At 43.1% G+C, this 19303-nt stretch carries 16 protein-coding genes and 2 pseudogenes; 8 read left to right on the top strand and 10 right to left on the bottom strand.

What is annotated here, in order from left to right; genetic code table 11:
• Positions 1-81 precede the first annotated feature (81 nt).
• Together ACVBIL_RS19600 and ACVBIL_RS19595 are read right to left on the bottom strand one after the other, a co-directional pair.
• Positions 82-1053: an IS110 family transposase gene (locus ACVBIL_RS19600; protein WP_447168617.1), complete on the bottom strand. Its 972-nt coding sequence runs from the start codon at positions 1051-1053 to the stop codon at positions 82-84.
• A 465-nt stretch (positions 1054-1518) separates the two neighbouring features.
• Positions 1519-1767 (bottom strand): annotated as a pseudogene (locus ACVBIL_RS19595) (IS91 family transposase); the annotation flags it as partial.
• 626 nt (positions 1768-2393) lie between these two features.
• Here ACVBIL_RS19595 and ACVBIL_RS19590 point away from each other — a divergent pair.
• Complete coding sequence (locus ACVBIL_RS19590) at positions 2394-2738, top strand: hypothetical protein (protein WP_447168616.1); 345 nt, start codon at positions 2394-2396, stop codon at positions 2736-2738.
• Positions 2739-2781: 43 nt separating this feature from the next.
• On the opposite strand, the gene ACVBIL_RS19585 is transcribed toward ACVBIL_RS19590, so the two are convergent.
• The 3 genes from ACVBIL_RS19585 to ACVBIL_RS19575 are packed head-to-tail and all read right to left on the bottom strand — an operon-like array spanning position 2782 to position 5990.
• Positions 2782-4332 (bottom strand): PhnE/PtxC family ABC transporter permease, encoded by a 1551-nt coding sequence (locus tag ACVBIL_RS19585; RefSeq protein WP_447168615.1) that lies wholly within the window; start codon positions 4330-4332, stop codon positions 2782-2784.
• Position 4333: 1 nt separating this feature from the next.
• Positions 4334-5131, bottom strand: a complete 798-nt coding sequence (locus tag ACVBIL_RS19580; protein ID WP_447168614.1) for an ATP-binding cassette domain-containing protein — start codon at positions 5129-5131, stop codon at positions 4334-4336.
• A 4-nt stretch (positions 5132-5135) separates the two neighbouring features.
• A complete protein-coding gene (locus ACVBIL_RS19575; protein WP_447168613.1) occupies positions 5136-5990 on the bottom strand; it encodes a putative selenate ABC transporter substrate-binding protein in 855 nt (284 codons plus the stop codon).
• Between the two features lie 286 nt (positions 5991-6276).
• Between ACVBIL_RS19575 and ACVBIL_RS19570 the strand changes: the two genes are divergently transcribed.
• A complete protein-coding gene (locus ACVBIL_RS19570; protein ID WP_447168612.1) occupies positions 6277-6951 on the top strand; it encodes a response regulator in 675 nt (224 codons plus the stop codon).
• Positions 6942-8294: an ATP-binding protein gene (locus ACVBIL_RS19565; protein WP_447168611.1), complete on the top strand. Its 1353-nt coding sequence runs from the start codon at positions 6942-6944 to the stop codon at positions 8292-8294. Before ACVBIL_RS19570 ends, ACVBIL_RS19565 begins: the two co-directional genes overlap by 10 nt.
• A gap of 508 nt (positions 8295-8802) precedes the next feature.
• On the opposite strand, the gene ACVBIL_RS19560 is transcribed toward ACVBIL_RS19565, so the two are convergent.
• Positions 8803-9495 carry a 2OG-Fe(II) oxygenase gene (locus tag ACVBIL_RS19560; RefSeq protein WP_447168610.1) on the bottom strand — a complete coding sequence of 231 codons (693 nt, stop codon included), beginning with the start codon at positions 9493-9495 and terminating at the stop codon, positions 8803-8805.
• A gap of 106 nt (positions 9496-9601) precedes the next feature.
• On the opposite strand from ACVBIL_RS19560, the gene ACVBIL_RS19555 reads away from it, so the two are divergent.
• The gene (locus tag ACVBIL_RS19555; RefSeq protein ID WP_447168609.1) at positions 9602-10858 is read left to right on the top strand and encodes an HD-GYP domain-containing protein; all 1257 of its coding nucleotides are present in this window, start codon (positions 9602-9604) and stop codon (positions 10856-10858) included.
• A 367-nt stretch (positions 10859-11225) separates the two neighbouring features.
• A complete protein-coding gene (locus tag ACVBIL_RS19550) occupies positions 11226-11546 on the top strand; it encodes a DUF3135 domain-containing protein (RefSeq protein WP_447168608.1) in 321 nt (106 codons plus the stop codon).
• A 65-nt stretch (positions 11547-11611) separates the two neighbouring features.
• Here the strand turns inward: ACVBIL_RS19550 and corA are convergent, their stop codons facing one another.
• Both corA and ACVBIL_RS19540 read right to left on the bottom strand, forming a co-directional pair.
• Positions 11612-12559, bottom strand: coding sequence for a magnesium/cobalt transporter CorA (corA, locus tag ACVBIL_RS19545; RefSeq protein ID WP_447168607.1), 948 nt, complete (start codon positions 12557-12559; stop codon positions 11612-11614).
• 108 nt (positions 12560-12667) lie between these two features.
• Entirely contained in the window at positions 12668-13033 is a 366-nt protein-coding gene (locus tag ACVBIL_RS19540) for a hypothetical protein (RefSeq protein ID WP_447168606.1), read from the bottom strand.
• A gap of 166 nt (positions 13034-13199) precedes the next feature.
• Here ACVBIL_RS19540 and ACVBIL_RS19535 point away from each other — a divergent pair, with 166 nt between their 5' ends.
• Positions 13200-13871, top strand: coding sequence for a YccT family protein (locus tag ACVBIL_RS19535; protein WP_447168605.1), 672 nt, complete (start codon positions 13200-13202; stop codon positions 13869-13871).
• A gap of 98 nt (positions 13872-13969) precedes the next feature.
• On the opposite strand, the gene ACVBIL_RS19530 is transcribed toward ACVBIL_RS19535, so the two are convergent.
• Positions 13970-14938 carry a LysR family transcriptional regulator gene (locus tag ACVBIL_RS19530; RefSeq protein ID WP_447168604.1) on the bottom strand — a complete coding sequence of 323 codons (969 nt, stop codon included), beginning with the start codon at positions 14936-14938 and terminating at the stop codon, positions 13970-13972.
• A gap of 455 nt (positions 14939-15393) precedes the next feature.
• Between ACVBIL_RS19530 and xapA the strand changes: the two genes are divergently transcribed.
• Both xapA and ACVBIL_RS19520 read left to right on the top strand, forming a co-directional pair.
• Positions 15394-16224, top strand: coding sequence for a xanthosine phosphorylase (gene xapA, locus ACVBIL_RS19525; RefSeq protein ID WP_447168603.1), 831 nt, complete (start codon positions 15394-15396; stop codon positions 16222-16224).
• 12 nt (positions 16225-16236) lie between these two features.
• Entirely contained in the window at positions 16237-17499 is a 1263-nt protein-coding gene (locus ACVBIL_RS19520; RefSeq protein ID WP_447168602.1) for a NupC/NupG family nucleoside CNT transporter, read from the top strand.
• 194 nt (positions 17500-17693) lie between these two features.
• On the opposite strand, the pseudogene ACVBIL_RS19515 reads toward ACVBIL_RS19520, so the two are convergent.
• Positions 17694-18640 (bottom strand): annotated as a pseudogene (locus ACVBIL_RS19515) (IS3 family transposase).
• Positions 18641-19303 lie beyond the last annotated feature (663 nt).

Here is a 19303-nt window from a genome sequence, read left to right as displayed (position 1 = left end):
TATTTTTTGTAGAGCCACAAGCAGTGGTTAAACAGATTGAGTTATTATCTAGCAAAGTATTACAGAAGCACTAACAAACGACTATGGCGTCAATAACTTATTTTTACCTGTATTCTCATCCCACATGACGCCATCTCTTAGCATCGAATTGAGGATGACTACCATCTTTCGGACGCATGCAATAATAGCCACTTTCTTGGGCTTGCCTTGCCCAAGCAGTCGCTGATATGTGGCTTTAAACACAGGGTTACACTGCATAGCCGACATCATTGCCATATAGAGTACAGTTCGTACTTGTGCTCGTCCGCCTTGGATGACCCGCTTACCTTTGTAGGCTCCACTTTCTTTGGTCATGGGGGCAACCCCGATGAGTGAAGCTGCTTGTTTACTCGTGATATAGCCTAACTCAGGCATATTACTGATAATAGACGCCGCTGCTATTTTTCCGATCCCTGGCATGCTCTGCAATATGATGTTTTTACTTTGATACTCGGTACATTCTTCAATTAACTTTTGAATTTTTAACTCGATTTTTGTTATCTGGTTTTTTAGCGCTGTAAGAATCGGTTTAATGGTAGAAACGAGTGTTTTAGATAAGATTTGATGGCGATTTTTTTCCATGGTCTGCATGGTGAGAAGTTGATTTCTTCGAGTAACTAAATCACTCATTAATCTTATTTTTTCAGGTTTTAGCTCAGTCAGTTTCGGCTTGATGGCTTCTGCATAGTGAGCGATAAGTTCGGCGTCTAATCGGTCATTTTTGGCTCGTCGACCTATAGCGCCTGCAAATCGTTTAACGTGCATAGGGTTAGCGATAACAAAGGGGAGCTTTGCTTCTGAACAGGCTAGAATGAATGGCATTTCCAATCGGCCAGTGGCTTCAACTACAATGCGCTGAGGCTTGTGAATTTTTATCTTATTGATTGCATCTCTAATACCTTTTGTGTCATTAGCAACAGTGAAAAAGATATCAAGGGGGCGGATAAATATATCAAGTTGTGATTTACCGATATCAACTCCGACATTGATTTTTTGCATGTGATGGCTATTCATAATAAGCGTTCTCTTTATTGCGAAATACGGGTTCTAGACCCTGTCGACTATTCGAGATTAATGCTTGGAGTTCTACATGATGCTCACGTTTGTTATCGGTCTCTCAATAGAGGAGCCATAAGGATATCGAGCTATCAAATAGAAGGCTTAAGTTGCAGCAAAAGCTTGGGTCTCACTTTACCCAAATTACTTAGTTATTATCCATACAATATGGATAGGCCGCGCGTAGCCGCGTCCTTATCCCGAGTGTTGAACAAGCCCGGGTCCGTTGCAGTGTTACCTTTATATAGTAAATAGCAGATCGAGAGTTCGGTCTGTTTGAATGATTGGTCAGTAATTTGTTTTCACCAGAACATATCTAGCCCTTAGCAAAGCAGCCAATTAGACAAGTCCCGCTATATCAGTGTGTTGTATTTACTCCTCTTCTTTTAACTCAGTGTTACCGTTATCCTTATTCTTGCAGCACTAGGCTGTGAACGTTGAACTCGTCGGTCGTCTGTTGAGATGAATGCACATGAAGCGCATCGGCTGACGGCAGCATGGGCAAGAGCGTATCGTTACCGTTCGATCAAACTCAGCAAGTGCCGGACTTCCTACTACTTGAGGCAGCGCGCCAGCAACAGCCAGCATAAGTTGTATTTGCAGTCTTAGTTTTCGGCAACTTCCTTGCAGTAATCTGTAGTCTCGAACTCGCCGCAACCCCTTTGGCAAAAAGGGATTCGTCAGAGTCTGTGTAAACTTTATTTGAATCCCATTCATTTTCTAACCTTACTACCCATTTTTAGAGCCTTAGCTTTAACTTACTTTGGTCTAGAAACGAGTTAGCTAACACTGAATATATTGAACAAGCATCACTTTTTAAAAAGTCAATTTCACCACGAAGCGCTTCGCTTTCACCGAGGTCACGGAGAAGGTCGTAGAGCAAAAGATCAAAATGTTTGATGACGAGCCTTTTGCCGCTGCTTTTCTTCGTGTAGCGTACCGCTCTGTGTCCCAATAACATCCGTGTTTAACGGCCAGTTCGCTATCCCTAGCTCTCGCTTATTAGCACATGGCTTCGCCATATTCGCCGTTGCGAATGGATTCTGTCCAAAAGTGAGTTGGTAAACTCAAAGTTTTTCTCAAGTATCCGCGATAAGTTGTAGTGGTAGATGGCCCAGTATAAATAAGGTACAGCCCAGCTCTGATGTAATGTGTATTATCTGATGCTTCTGTTTGATGTTTGGCTTGAGTGTTTCTAATCAGGCTAATTCTCATTATTGTGAAGCCGCCTGTAGAATACGCCTTATACTTTCACGTAAGCTCTAGGTCACAATTATAACTTCTTAAGGTTACCTGTCATGTGGTGGCGAATTCTTCTTATCTGTTTGGCTTATCTTCTTATCGGCGCACACTTTTTACGCTTTGGTCAAAATGAGGCCTGCATTGCTTTTGCCTTAAGTCCGCTATTACTGTTTATTAAAGCCAGTTGGACAACTCGATTGCTGCAAGTTGGTTTAGTGGCTTCGGCGTTTCTTGTTTGGGGCGTAAGCAGCTTTGAATATATTCAGATGCGTATGCTGGCTGAAGCACCTTGGTATCGCTTAAGTGCGATTATGGCTGGCGTTATTGCTTTTACGCTGTTAGCGGCTTGGTGTGGTAATGGCATTATAGAAAAGCGCAAGCAACGGAAGATTTTTAGCTAATAGAAAACGCAAAAGTGCAATTCGGTTTTGCCTCGCTTTATTGCTAATGGGCACAACCTAATTGCGTTTTATTGTTGTGATACAACACACGTCGACTCATTATATCGACCACAATATTAACCAATGCCGTTACGCACATCAGTACTAACGCCCCGTTGAAGCGGATCTCTTCAAAATTGCTATCAATATAGAAGCCTAATGTGGTGATGCCTAACATGCCCAAAATGGCCGTTTCTCTTAAGATCACTTCAAAGCGATAAAACAGTAGTGCCATCATGTTGGGGTATATGGCCGGTAAGACTTCATAACCGTAACCATCGAGTCTGCCATTAAAGTGCGCCGACACGGGTACCTCATCGGCATGACGAATGGTTAAATAAGCGATAAGTGCGCCGTTATGAATCGCCAAGGCCAACATCGCTGGCAACATTGATGGGCCAAGTAACAGCATAAACACAAAAGCAAAAATATATTCTGGTACCGAGCGTAATATCAATAACACCAATCTATTGATAGCCGCAAAAAATCGCCCGCTTAAACGCTTATCACTAACGGCACTCCCTATTAACGCAAAAAAGTGGCTCATGCCCAATGCCGTTACGGCGAGCAAAAGTGTTGCTATGATCCCGGGCAGCGCTTGCTCACTGAGCAATCTAGTTAACCAATTAATAAACTGGCTGAAGAGCTCTACGCCAGTCGCGCTACTGTTTTGTAAACTACTGTTTTCAAACACTGAGCCTTGAAACATAGGAGGCAAAATATCTTGACTTAAAAAGCGCCAAATAAGGCCGCTATCCACATTTGGTATCGCCGGTAAGGCCCAGATCGCTAACACGAAATAAATTGGCAGCAATTTAATCCGTCCCCAATAAGGAATCGTGCCAATCAAGGCTATAAACAACATCAGTAACGCTGCGCCTTGATGATAATGTCCCTGGCGGAACGCTGATTCTAAATAAAACCCTAAGGTTGGCATGCCAACAAATCCAAGCACTGCGCTACTTCTTAATGCACACTCAAATCGATAACGCACATACGCACGAATTGGCACAAAAACATGCGCTATTCGGCCATAAAAATAGCGGCTAATACGGTCTGTTTTATTGGGAAACGTTTGCAAACTTGTTGTTGGAGCTTGCTGTAAGATATCGCTAAATACTCGGGCAAAGGTTGCGCCATACGGCAGTGCAATCGCTAGAATGCCGGTCAGTGGCGACAACCCAAAAATTTGTAAAAACAGTAGTGCCCAGAAGATCTCATGAATTGAGCGAATAAATGCACACAGCGCGGCAATAAAAGGTTTGTGGTAGATGAGTGAAACTGGCGCGCCCCATACCAGTGCTAAAAATACGCCTAGCAGCGCAAAACTAACGGTTTGCCATAACGCATCGAGTAGAAATTCCGTGGCGAAAAAATCCGGTGCGCCAAAGCCTTTTGCAAGTAACAGTAACTCTGCCCACGGATCCAAAGCGATGATTTCAGTGTCAGCAAAATAAAAACATATCACAGTGATCAGCCACAATGCCAAAGTGACTTTTTGCCAATAACCAACAAAAATAAACACACGTGGGGCCAACGGTTGCTGTGGGCGCAAACTAACGCTTCTTGCTAGCGCTTTGCAACGAGGCGCTTTTAAGTGAGCTGCTGCTATCTGAGCCGCTTTTGCCTAAGCTCGCCGTAGATATACTGCTTGAAAGTAAACTGCTTGTAGCTAAAGAGTTTTTAACTAAATTCGGAGCTTTATCGTCTTGATAAAAAGCTTGTAGTGTATCAACGTCGAGGGTTTTGCTACAAACATCGAGCACTTTTCTGCCCTCTTGCAATCCAATAATTCTATCGAAATTCGCCAGTGCCATATCCATGTCATGCAACACCATTAGCACGGTATTGTGACTTGCTAACACATGAGACAACAAACGTTGCCCCATAACAGGATCGAGTGCCGAGAATGGCTCATCGCCAATAAATAACTGCTGCTGTTGATATAAAGCTCGCCCTAAGGCAACACGCTGCCTTTGCCCACCCGATAAAGTTGAAACCGGTTTGGTGAGTGGACAGTCCAATTCCAGCTCTGTGGCAATTTGGCCTACTTCTTTTAACGGCTGGCTCAGCGGATAAGCAAGGTTTACCAAATTGTAATACCAGTGGTGACGATTAAGCGCTCCCATAAAAATATTATGAAAAACACTTAAATTCTCAACTAATCCCTGTCGTTGTGAACACAGTGACGATCTTGGTCGTAATATTTCATAAATATGGTTAATTAAGGTCGACTTGCCACTACCAGAGCGTCCGATAATGGCAACCTTTTCACCAGAGGTAATCGCGAGACTCTGTACATCCAAAGCCACTTTATCACCAAACTGAATCACTAAGCCTTTCAGTTCTAGCATAGGACTAATCAATCAAACCTATTGCTTTTGCCACATCTTCTATCGGTTGATAATCTAGATTATCAGCAGGAACAAATGACTGACGAGGAAAACTTTTTAGCAATTGTGGGTCCGTCATACCAATCAGCGCCGCTTCAACTTTCTCAGCAAAACCGGCTCCAAACTCGCTATCAACGTCGCCGCGAATGGTCCACTGATAATCGGGGTAAGCTGGAGTTTCCCAAATTACATTAACCTTATTAAGATCCACTTTGCCGTTGGCTAATGCGGTTTCCCATACCTTGTAATTAACCGCCCCGACTTGATAAACACCCGCTTGTACTTGAGCAATAGTACGGCTGTGATCACCTGAGTAGCCTATGCGGTTGAAAATATCTTTACTATTTTTACCTAAGTTTCTTTCAATAAAGAATTGCGGCATTAAGCGCCCAGAGGTCGAATTTTTCGAGCCAAATGTAAAGGTATAGCCATTTAAATTAGGAAAGCTATCGCTAGGAACAATTTCTGTCGATGTATGTGCAATAAAATAGCTTTTAAAAAACTGATCTTCATAGCCTTGGGCTATCGCCTCAGAACCGGGCACTAGTCGCCTTGCTTGCACACCTGAGAGGCCGCCAAACCAAGCCAATTGCACCTGGTTATTACGAAAAGCCGTCACTGCAGCAGAGTAGGACTTCACTGGCACATACTTAACTTTAACACCCAGCTTTTGTTCAAGATAAACGGCAACTTTATCAAAGCGTGTGCGTAATTGGCGCTCATCTTCATCGGGAATAGCCGTAAACGTAAACGTTGTCGCCATCACACTCGGCGTTAATAACAGTAGTAATAACACTGTAAATCGCCTTACTAGCGACATATTTTAATCCTTTAGCGGGTAAATTTTCACGTAACCTTAACGAAAAAGCAGCAATAAACCCAGAAATAACGACACAAAATAACGCCTAATTCGATTATTCGTGGACTTTATAGGCGAACATCACTATTTAGTTTAAATAAACAACACCTAAAGTGGCTTACACCTCCAAGTTCAGCCTTGGTTAAGTATCTAAGGCGTAAGCTTCTTCTACTTAATAAACACCTAGTTGGCAGCAAGCATAATTCTGCGTAAACTAATCAGTATTGAATTCAAGGATATTATGACTATGCGAATATTAGTTGTTGAAGATGACCCCATTTTATCGCACCACCTAAAAGTGCAGCTAAGTGAATTAGGCAATCAAGTTCAAGTAGCATTAACCGCGAAAGAAGGATTTTATCAAGCTACCAATTACCCTATCGATGTTGCCATTGTTGATTTAGGTTTGCCCGATCAAGACGGTATTAGCCTCATTCAAAGTCTTCGAGATAATGGCCTTAAAGCGCCAGTATTAATCCTCACCGCCCGAGTGAACTGGCAAGATAAAGTAGAAGGCCTAAATGCCGGTGCCGATGACTACTTGGTTAAGCCTTTCCAAAAAGAAGAGCTCGTCGCTCGTCTTGACGCATTAGTACGCCGTAGTGCTGGGTTTGTTAAACCGCAAATTACCAGTGGTCCGTTAGAAATTGACCTTGCGGCTAAACAGGTCAGCCTGAATGACCAACCTATGGAAGTAACGGCCTTTGAGTACCTTATCCTGGAGTACTTGATGCGCCATTGTCATGAGGTGGTTGCTAAGCAGCGTTTGCTCGATGTTATTTATGGCGATAAAGAAGGCGATCCCAATACCATTGAAGTGATGGTGAGCCGTTTGCGTAAAAAGCTAACTAAAGATGGCCTTGAAAACCCTATTGCGACAATCCGTGGCCAGGGTTACAAATTTAACTTGCCATGCAGTTAAGCTTCAAACCTAAGAAACGTCTGCTGACGCGGATGTTTCTCACCTCATTATCTATTATCGCATTGGTCGGTTTCGGTTTAGCCTGGATGGTGAATATCCTCCATGCTCAAAACAGCTATAACGAAGAAACTGCGCAGCTTATTGCAGAAATTCCGCAAGTTGCAGCCGAGCTCAGAGAACATGATCTGATACCCGATAATAGTGATGAGTGGTTAGAAGAAAATAATGCTGCCCAGCGCTATATTATCGCCAGCTGTGACAGTAGCTTTAATCAGGTTTGGACATCATCATTAGCGGTTGAACGTGGTCTGTTTGATACCTGCGAACGCTTCAACGAAATAAGAAACACTTCGCCCCCCTACTACTTGTCGTTAGCCGATAATAAAGGTTACTTCGTTTATCTATTGTCCCTCGATATTGCCAGTACTAAATATAATCTGCTGGTACTGAAAGACGCCGAAAAGCTAGAACAAGAATACAGTAAGTTTAGCCGCCTGACCTATATACGTTTAGCCTTCGTTTTAGCCCTCGCATTGGTATTACTTATCAGTGCTGCCTATTGGGGGATGCGACCACTCGTGCGTCTCAGAAATGAATTACAGTCGGTTAATAGTGGTAAAGCGAAGTCTTTATCTGAAGGCTACCCCGTTGAGTTAGAGGGCGTAACCCAAGCGCTGAACCAATTGCTGGTTCAGTCGAGTGCCCAACAACAACGCTACCAAAATGCGATGAATGATCTGGCTCACAGCCTCAAAACAAGACTCGCTGCAGTGCATGCGATTACTGATGACCGCAGTCTGGATAAAGAGGCCTGCAGCGAGAAAATCATGGAGCAGGTCAGCCAAATGGATCAATTGGTTAAATACCAATTGAAGCGTGCCATGCTCGGCCGCAAGGGCCTGAAACAGGAACAGACCCAAATTTTACCTTTGGTTGAGCAACTCGCGCAGATGTTGTTTAAAGTTTATCGTGATAAACAAGTGCAATTTAAAGCCGTGATCCCATCAGAGCATGTGTTCCCCGGCGATAAAGGCGACTTGATGGAGCTTTGTGGCAACTTAATGGAGAATGCCTTTAAACTTTGTATTACCACGGTTAGAGTTTCATCTTATTACAATGATGCGGGTGAGTTTGAGCTGCTCGTTGAAGATGATGGCCCTGGCGTCGATGAAAGTATTCGTCAAAATATTATTCAACGTGGTGTACGAGCCGATACTCAAAAAGCAGGCCAAGGCATTGGCCTTGCGGTGTGTAATGAAATCGTCATCAGTTACGGCGGACGCTTAAGCATCGAAACATCCGATCTAGAAGGTGCCTGCTTTAGGATCTCCATTCCGATTTAAGCTAAACCATTAACTTAACATACAGGGATAACAACGGTATTGAATGCGTGTTATCCCTGCTTCAATACCCATTAGTATTATTTCGCTGGCCCATATAATACCAATCAGTATAAGAAGTTGATCTACTCAGAGCTGTTTTTGGCAAACTAATTCTAGGCGAATAGTTGAAAGAATGGTTATTCCCTTGTAAAGCTGTTCAACGCAGAAGTAGGCAGCCAAAAAACGCTCCAGAATGGCGAGTTTTAGCGGTTCTGATGCTGTGACTCTTATGGAACAAGAGGGAGCTTAACCTAGTTCAACTATGCTCTTCACTCGTTGCAAGCCACATGGTCTTGTATGTTCCCGACATACATAAGACATTTCCTCCATCCCTGGAGGTCAGATGTGGTGAATGTCATTAATGCACGACAATATGGATATAGGAGGTAGAGTAACGCAGGAGCAGTTACCGAGGAGCATTTAATGACCTTCCTCAGAACCGCTAAACTCTCGCTGAGCGACCAAATCTTTATACTGATGGGTATAACTGCTCGGCACGATTAAACATGATCCAAGAGGTGGCGATATATTTGTCGCCACTGAGTGGCACATTGCCACGATGGGAATGGGTAAAACCAGCTGGGGCTATCACCATAGTGCCCTTCTTCGGCTTTACCCGTTTGTTTTGATAGTAAAACTCCGTCTCGCCGCCCTCTTCAACATCGTTCAAGTAAAACATATATAAAGCGACTCGATGCAAGGCTTCATTATGTCCTAGCTGCGGAAACTGCTCCGAATGCCAGTGCGGATAACCACCTTTGTTCTGTACATATTTCTGAATATTAATACTGCCACTGCGATACAGATATTTAACGATAGCTTCGGCTCTGCCCTTACCTAACTCGTCATAGTTATCTGGCGTTAACGTTATTGGCTTGCCGCTTTGATCGCTAACACTCACCGAGACCGCTCCCATTAACGCCATGGCGTATTGATCAAAATACTGGCTTGCGTGAGCGAGCGTATAACCCAGCAATGTATCCCTCAAATCGGCTAAATCGTCATGGGAATCTAGCATAAGATCGAGACTACGCTTTTTCGATTCATCAACCCCTGCACCAGTGTGACCCGCGCTCACTCCTGAGTGTCTATCGAAGCTGCGGATCAACTCATCGCAAAATTCATCAGGGATTGCATTCGGGTATATTTCAATGAAGTCCATGTTAAGGTCCCTGTTTAGAACTGAGCAAAAAATTCTTAATTAAGTAATTGTAAATTATATAATTTGAATTAAAATAGCAAATTAGAATAAGTTCGATAACATGCCCATGACCAATAGTTGTAAAGTCGCAGTAGGACAGTTGCAAGTCGGTAACTTTGTAAGGCTACCAATTGCTTGGAAAGATCACCCATTCATGTTCAATAGCTTCAAGATCAAACAAGAAGCGCAGGTTGAATTAATCAAAAATCTCGGGATAGAGTTTGTCTATGTGCGCCCTGATCGCAGTGACACCCAGCCGCTTTCCAGTGTTGGCACTAAACAACCCGCTAAAATTATCGACAATAATCTTGAGCGATTATCGGGTGAGCTTAGCCAACAAAAAACAAAAAGCATCGAAGCTCAACAGTCGTTGAGACGTCACCTCCAAAAAACAGAGAAGCACTTTGTGCGTAATGTTGCCATGATGAGAAGTCTCATCAATAAGCTGCGTAACCGTCCGCTGGATGCGGTTAATGAAGCTAAAGAGCTTATCCATGGGGTTTGTAACCAATTGCTCACTGACGATAAATTAGTGCTGCATTTGATGTCTGATGCTAAAAGTGATGAAGGGATCTATTATCATTCCCTCAATGTCGCTGTGCTGTCTATGCTCATCGCCAAAGAGTTAAATTGGAGCCGTCAAGAAATTGAGTTTGTAGGCATGGGCGCACTGTTTCATGATATCGGCAAACTCAAAGTGCCGACTCAGCTGCTACGAAAAACCACCCCTTTTACTCATGCTGAACACATTTATTTCAATCAGCACCCTGCTATGGGGGCTGAGTTATTAATCGCTGCTGACAATTTCCCTCAAGAGGCATTACCCATTATCTTAAATCATCACGAGTTTTTAGATGGTTCGGGTGTACCGAAAGGCAAACAAGAAAAAGAGTTGGATAAACTTAGCCAGCTAGTCTGTGCCATCAACACTTACGATAATTTGTGTCATTCTGACCGCAGTAAAAAGGCCAGAACGCCCTATTCGGCCCTAGGTTATCTCTATAAGAATTATCAGACCCAGCTCAATCAACAAGTGATAAGTCGATTAGTTAAAATGCTTGGCGTTTATCCGCCAGGCAGTATTGTGGAGCTCAATTCGGGTCAATTTGCTATGGTAATGTCGGTTAATTTGAGCCTGCTACTATTACCACGCGTTCTGGTCTACGATCAGGCCGTGCCAAAAGAGCAAGCCCCCATTATCGACTTGGCGAGTGAAGGTTTAACTATCGTTAGGTGCTTGCCTGTTGCTGCGCTACCAGAAAAAGTGATTCAATATCTAAGCCCAAGAGAGAAAGTCAGCTATTTTTTCGGCACAGAAAAGTAATATTGCCACCTAAAAATATACCCCCTTGCTTGCCTAAACATTCCTGCAAGCAAGGATTATATACTTATCACTAATCAATATACCTGACCCTATATTGCTTCCCTGCTTTGCCATTGTTTACAGGGCATCTTAATATCGGCTCTAAAATCGAGTCTATCTCTGCTTTGTGCCCCTAAAAAAGCCAACGCACTATAACGCCTTTAATTCCAATCTGTATAAATGAACTTAGCGTAAATAAACCAGTAGCATACAAGATATTCCCTTTGCCCCCGCAATAGATAACAGCGGAAAATAAAGCAGATTTCTTGCCCAATGAGGAGTCAATGACTAGTTTTATAGAATGAGTTATTACGTTGGAGAAGTGTTTATGACTAAACTTCCAAGCTTTGACAGCTTATTATGGCTTGCTAAAAACTCCCCGAAAAAGCTAGATACACTGCAAAAAACACTCTGTAGAGAAGCTATAGCTGAAAGTAGTACAGCCAATCAAGCTTGCCTCACCTCTTTATTGGATCATTTAGACAAGCGATTAGCGCTGTGCAACAGTCCCTATCAACGTTGTCTGGTGGTCAGCAACCTAATGTTTAAAAAGCTGGCGGTGTTAAACCAGGTTTACTCTCAACCTGACACCTTCTTTCAAAATAAGGCCGTGGTGGTACCCCTTAAGAAAAGGTCTAAACAAGGTTAATATTGCTATAGACACAAAAAAGCTCGCTATTGCGAGCTATTTTATTCATGACCTTGCCGTTTATTTTACAGCCAACCTTTTCGTTTAAAGAAAAAGTAAGTCCCCGCTGCACTACCGAACATCATCACAATGGCCATTGGGTAGCCAAGTTTCCAGTCAAGTTCAGGCATATTAACAAAGTTCATACCGTAGGAGCTTGCAATTACCGTTGGCGGAAGAAACACTACGGCGGCAACAGAGAAGATCTTAATGATCTTGTTTTGCTGAAGACCACTAAAGCCCATAGCCGCATCAAGCAAGAAATTGAGCTTATCGAAAATGAACTGACTATGAGGCATCAAAGACTCTATATCCGACAGCATCTCACGCAGATCTTTAAGCTCATCATCAGACAGGTTACTTCGATAATGCTTCTGCATAAATCTCAATGAACGTTGGGTATCGAGCAAACTTAATCGAATTTTACCGTTTGAATCTTCCTGGCGAGTGATTAGCTTAAAAACATTATCAAGCTCTTCGTTCTTAAACACCTCTTCACTGACGTTTTCAAGTACGGTATATACGTCCTCAATTAGATCAGAAAGGTAATCAACCTTAAGAGTAAATAGCTCTAGCAGTAAAGATTCAGGCGTAGTCGCATCTATTTTACCTAGTCTCAGGTAATTACGCAGCAAACGGATAAGGCCCACATCTTCGTCACGGATGGTCAGTAAAAAGTTTTGACGCAAATTAAAAGAAACGTTTACGCCTTTAACATCCTGCCCTGCACGCTGTGGAAACAAGGAGTTGATATGCAGTCCATCGTTATTCTGGTAAAAACGCGCTGAAGCCTCAATCTCGTTGATATCTTCTTCATCAGGTACATCTTCAACAGAAAAACCACTTAGCCATTCACGTTCATGCTCATCAGGCTTATATAAGTCCAGCCAAATAATGCCGGGAGGGATGTTGTCCTTGATGCTCAATTCAAAAATCGTAAGTTTACGATCCTCATAGGCATAGGCTGTAATCATAGCTCCTCCTTAAACGCGTATAGCAAATATTCTAAACAAAAAAACGTGGGCCATTCTAACCCATAAAGCGATATTGCAAAGTCCTAACCTTCAGCAAGCGCACAAATATTATTCGTTTATAGTATTAGCAACGATAATTCGTTCTTGATTGGACAATCTAATGCGAATTCCGTTGATAGTTGTTATTTCGTTGCTAGTGATATCTTTCTTTCTAACCTGATAAACAACGGATTCGTCACTCATCGGTGACACTATCGTTACACTGACAACTTTATTTCCATCGCTCCAATCCCAATACCAGTAACCTGCCGTAGCGGTTAGTGAGAGACTGATTAAGATATAAGCGCCTATCCGCAGTTTGATATTTTTACCTAACTCTTTAGTACTCGCACGCACGCCATTTTGTTTCGGTTTACGAATATAAACCATAGCCCCGACAATAATCAGTAAGGTAATTAAGATTTTAGTGAGCACTAGCTTTCCCTCTGCGGTGTTTCGAACGATTATAACCCGATATAAGCAGGCAAACTGTTACTAATATCCAAGCATTGCGATACAAGTAAGCAATAAAGCCATCTTGTTATGCAAATTTGACATCATTCTGCTATAAAGAAGACATTAATTTATATTAGGATCTCAGATGAATCGTTACTGTGTCGCTCTTTGTAGTTCAGCTTTCTTTTTAAGTGCTTCAGCGCTTGCTGAAGTACAGCTGTTAATGCCAGCCAATGCTGAACTTGTTCTTGTCAACGGAGTCGAAACGAGCGGTGAAGACAAATTACTGCTGAACAATGGCGTAAATCAAATCGCATTTCGCTACCTAGGGCGATATCAACAACATGGCAGCCAGACACAGTTTCAGTCAGATGTCATCATCGTTAAGTTTGAGCAAAATAACACTGAAATCGCGTTAACCTTGCCTAAAATTCGCTCAAGCAGTGCCGCGGACAAGTTCGATAAATCACCAACAATCACCTTGGTAGATGCTAATGACCAAAGCATTGTCTTTGAACAAGGTAAGCTTATCAAAGACGGCTTACAGTTAGGCCGCGATTATGAAGAGGAGATCGCAGCTTACAACCTAACAACTCAAAGCGCGTCACTGCAGCTAAAACCTAGCCAAAATATGTACGTTCAAAGTGCTGCTGTTATCCCAGTGACAGCAGTCGCTGCCACGCAGGTCTCAAGCTCTCAAAATACAGCTATTCAACCTAACGAACAGATAAACGTTGGCCAGATGCTAGACTTTTGGTATCAACAAGCCGATGAAGAAACCCGCAAGGCGTTTAAAAAACGAATAGAGAATAACTAATCAACAAGTAAAGTTCGGCTATCGAAAACACAAAGGCCACTTTTTAACGTGGCCTTTGTGTCATTTGTCAGATCTGCAATAATACCGGTACAGTTAACTTAAGTTAGCGTGACTTTAGAAGTTTCGCTATTCATAAACAGATTTAATGACTGAATGAGCGATTGCTTTTCTGTGGTCATTTTCTGTGGATTATAGACAGCACAAATGTGCGCATGGATCTGCTGTTTTAGCTCAACAAAGCGGATATGTTTCCAGCTTTGGCGGCTAAAGCTTTCAGGCACGATTGCGATTCCAGCTTGGCTCTCAATCACATTCATCAAGGTCATTGGTTCCACAACCTCTTGAGTTATTTGCGGAATAAAGCCTGCTTTTACACAGTGGTTAACGACTAACTGAGCAGAAGCCGAATTTTTTTGACTCATCATGACAAACTTTTCATGAATAAGCTCCGATAAGCACAACATCTTATTTTTACTTAATTCATGTTTATCAGACAGCGCGACCCACATAGCCTCGCAATAGAGATTACAAGACTCTAGCGGCGTAATGTCGAGCGTGTCGGCATAACGAACAAAGCCAAGATCGATTTCATTATTAAACAACGCCACTTTTTGCTGTTGCGGTGACAACTCAATAAATTCAAAACGAATGTTTGGAAAATCGGCCTTCAATTGTTGACACGCATAACCAAAGCCTGCCCAAAAAACGGAACTGACAATCCCCAAACGTAAGTGTCCTTGAGTTTCACGAGCATATTGAGTCACCTTATTTACCGAGCTTTCCAGAGCATCAAAAATCGATTGGCACTCCGTCCGCAGTAATAATCCCGTTGACGTCAGTTGAATGCTCCTTTGTTCACGGTTGAATAGGGTCACGCCCAAAATAGTTTCGAGTTCTCTCATCTGTGCACTCAAGGGAGATTTAGATATATGTAACCGTTCTGCCGCTTGAGTAAAATTTTGACTATGACTAGCAACATAGAAGTAGCGCAGCATTTTCATGCTAATACGTTCAGCCCAATAAAGGCTTTTTAAGTCAAGTGCCGCAGCGCTTTGGTCTTTGTTCACAAATTTAGTATCCGGTTATTTGGCTAAATTGCATTCTATTGGTTGAGGCCTAATCAAAAATCTATTTTGTTGCTGGTTGAATACCCATCACATTAATGATGTGGTCATTCAGTGGAAATTCAAAGCTCTGTAGATAAGGGCTGTACTTGCTCCTCGACTCTAGCATCCTCGGAAACGGCTCCTGCGTTACTCTACCTCCAGAATCCATTCAGTCGTATATCGAGAACCACTAACGCAGCATTCAAAGCTTTGTCATTTGTTTTCAATATCAGCCGCTCTACGTGAGCCATCTTTAGTACGATTAGTATAAAAATCAGTTAACCCCATGACCACGGACACAGACACGTACAATCAATGTGCTGAAAAACAGCACATTAGCGTCATTTTTAATGATTTTAATAAAAATGGCTTGGGAATATTGTGAGACCAATAACAAATCCACTTAGGAATAAAAAATGTCTCTGTATGACCCCGTCCCAAATGCCGTTGCTACCATCGAAAAATACAAGCCTGGTTTCAAGCCACAAATCGCTATGATTTTAGGTTCTGGTTTAGGCGTTCTTGCCGATAAGCTAAAAGATAAGGTAAGCATCGGCTACCAAGAGTTAGACGGCTTCCCTGTCAGCACTGTTGAAGGTCACAGTGGTGAGTTGGTACTTGGTTACCTAAATGGCGTGCCTGTTGCCTGCATGAAAGGCCGTGGTCATTTTTATGAACACGAAACCATGAAAGTAATGACCACACCAGTGCGTACATTCAAAACCTTAGGTTGTGAAATGTTACTAGTGACTAACGCCGCAGGCTCACTTCGCCCAGAGCGTATCGATGTCGGCTCACTTGTTATTTTTTCTGATCACATCAACACCATGCCAAGTACCCCGATGACGGGACCAAACGACGACAAATACGGCCCACGTTTCTTCAGTTTGGCCAATGCTTACGATAAAGACCTACGCGAACAAGCCCTGAGTATCGCCAAAGCTGAAGATATTGCGGTTAACGAAGGCGTATTTGTGTCGTACCCAGGTCCATGCTTTGAAACCGCGGCCGAGATCCGCATGATGCAAATCATCGGCGGCGACGTTGTTGGCATGTCTGTGGTCCCTGAAGTTATCTCAGCTGCCCATTGCGGTCTACCCGTACTGGCGATTTGCGCAATTACCAACATGGCAGAAGGCCTAGGCGACGTGAAGCTTTCACATGAACAAACCTTAAAGTGTGCCAAGTTAGCTGAAAGTGACTTCTTAAAGCTTATTAATGCATTTGTTGCGAGTCTCAAAAAATAGGGAACTACCATCATGATGTTCATGGGCTTTATAGGGATGCTAGTGCTTTTAGGCATAGGTGTCGCTTGTTCTGTTAGTCGCCGCGCAATTAAACTTCGCACCGTTGGCGCTGCATTTAGCTTACAGATTTTGATTGGTGCATTAGTTTTATATGTGCCACTTGGGCGCCAGGCATTAGAATCAATGTCTCACGGCGTACACGTTGTTCTCGATAGCGGTAAGGCTGGCATTCGATTCTTGTTTGGTAACCTAGTTAATTTCTCTGTAGAGGGAATTGGCTTTGTATTTGCGCTAAACGTATTACCGTTAGTCGTTTTCTTCTCGGCCTTAATTGCCGTACTTTACTACCTTGGAGTAATGCAGTTTATTATACGCATTATTGGTGGTGGCATGGCGAAGATATTAGGTACAACGCAGCCTGAATCTATGTCTGCGGTATCAAACATCTTCGTTGGCCAAAGTGAAGCTCCGCTTGTTATTAAGCCATATATGGCAAAGATGAGCGATTCAGAGTTCTTCGCTGTTATGTGTGGTGGCATGGCGTCTGTTTCAGGCACCGTTTTGGCTGGGTATGCCATGATGGGTGTTGATATGGAATACTTGCTGGCTGCATCATTTATGGCAGCGCCTGGCGGCGTACTTTTTGCAAAGCTTATCTTACCTGAAACCACTACGCCTACTTATAGCATGAATGATAGTGTGCAGTTTGATGAAAAGCCACCAGTCAACGTACTTGCCGCTGCAGGTGAAGGCGCAGCTAGTGGCTTAAAACTAGCGGCCGCTATCGGTGCCATGTTAATTGCAATGATTGGTTTAGTGACCCTAGTGAATAATCTTCTAGGTGGCTTTGGTGACATGGTCGGCTTGCAACTGTCTTTAGAAGGCATTTTAGGTTGGATTTTCGCGCCGCTAGCGTTCTTATTAGGCGTGCCGGTAGCTGATATGGCCATTGCTGGCTCAATGATTGGTAAGAAGCTTATCGTCAATGAATTTGTAGCCTACAGTGACTTAGCTCCTTACTTAAAAGACAGCAAGGAAGTCACCGCTGCAGGCCTGCAAGTGCTACAAGAAAAGAGCAAAGTGATTATCAGCTTTGCACTATGTGGCTTTGCTAACTTAGCATCTATGGGTATTTTGATTGGCGGTTTGGGTACACTTTGTCCATCAAGAACCGACTTCATCGCTAAGTATGGTGTACGCACCGTTGTTGCAGCGACTTGCTCGAACCTAATGAGCGCGGCTATCGCGGGTATATTCTTTTCATTAGCAGCTTAGTCATTATCAGCACAATACCCCTTAAAAGAGGAGCTTTGAGGTAATGCTGGTAAGTTAAGCCCAAACCTGATTAATAAACAAAAAACTAAGAACCCAGCACAAACTGGGTTCTTTGCTTTTAAGCAAAGAACCACGAAGCGCTCACTTCGTTTGCTACACAGAGGACACGAATAAAATAAAATCTAGGGGTGGCTTTATGCTGCCATCTCGGCTGCTATTGGCGTCATGTAATTATTGTAACTATGACCCGTTTTGTATTGTAGTGCTTCAGGATATAGTTGATGCAGTCGAGCTTAGCGTCCTTAAAACGGTTGTAACCATATTTAGGCATCCACTCTGTTTTAATGCCCCTAAAAAACGTTCCATCACCACGTTGGCCCAACTATTTCCTCTTCGCCTCATGCTTTGAGTGATTTGATACTTCCACAGCATTTGTCGATATTGAAGGCTACTGTAAAGACAACCTTGGTCTGAATGAAGTATCAGGTTTTTGGGGCGTCCACGTTGTTCAAATGCCATTCTTAAAGCTGCGCAAGTCAAATTAGTATTTGGGCTTTCTGAGCATGCCAACCCACTATCTTTCTTGCGTATAAATCCATTACCACGGCTAAATAAAGCCATTTGGTTCCAAAGCAAACGTAAGTTACATCGCCACACCAGACCTGGTTTATTGCTTCAACGTCAAACTGTCGCTTTAATAAATTAGGCGTAATTTTAGATTCATCATTTGCTACCTTATAACGATGTTTTCTGGGCTAGCTACTGATAAGCCCAGCATCTCTCATTAAACTTGCGGCCTTATAACGGCCAACGTTTTCACCCCGTTGATTAAGCTGACCCGCTATCGTTTGATACTGTCTTGCATTAAGAGAGCGGTAGCCTTTTTTAGGATGTCTTTCCCCCATTCAATCTTCTTAATTTGAGCTTCAAGCTCTTGAATGCGCCTTTGTTCTGGAGTGATTGCATTCGCAGATGGAGTAATACCTTCAAATTCTTGCTTTAGTTGGATAACCCAACGTCTCATCGCTGTTGGGCCAACACCGGTAGCCTGACAAGCTTCGCGAATGGTATAGCCTTGATTAATAACAAGGTTAGCAGCATCTATTTTAAATTCTGTTGAATAAGTTGGTTGAGTCTTCATTACTTTTTCACCGTTTTATATTAAGGGAAGTTTACCTCATATCGGTGTACAGGTTGCGTTTTATGTACGAAGTACATTGCAATCTTGTAGCGCGTAGCAGTGGTGACCGTCAAGGCCTTTCCTTGGCATCCATGCCACCAAGGCATTTGTTAGTCCTAAACATCAGATAGCGGAAGTGTCGATTATGCAGGAGTAATTATCGACTCGACATCGGGAGTCGCTCTTTTCACGCGACCTATATGGATATAGGAAGTGCCTAAAATTGTCTGGAACAATTTAGGTCAGTGACTATACGAAAAAAGCCCGTTGCATTAGCAACGGGCTTTATCGCTTTTCTTTCGAGAATACTGTTTTGTCTTCACTTTTACAAAAGTGGCGCCTGGAAATGACCTACTCTCGTAGTTCGCGCAGCGAACACATGGGGGCGGAGAGGTTACGTTTTATGTACGAAGTACATTGCAATCTTGTAGCGCGTAGCAGCTTTGCTGCAAGCTGGGGACCCCGCTCAGCGGCGGGGCGACATCGGGAATAGCTCTTTTCACGCAGTGTATATACGAAAAAAGCCCTAGCGTTTTCTGCTAGGGCTTTTTTCGTGTATTTGGCGCCTGGAAATGACCTACTCTCACATGGGGAGACCCCACACTACCATCGGCGATATTGCGT

This window comes from Shewanella sp. 125m-7, from assembly GCF_052977045.1.
The sequence above is the reverse complement of the archived record's forward strand: the minus strand, read 5'-3'. Positions and strand labels throughout refer to the sequence as shown.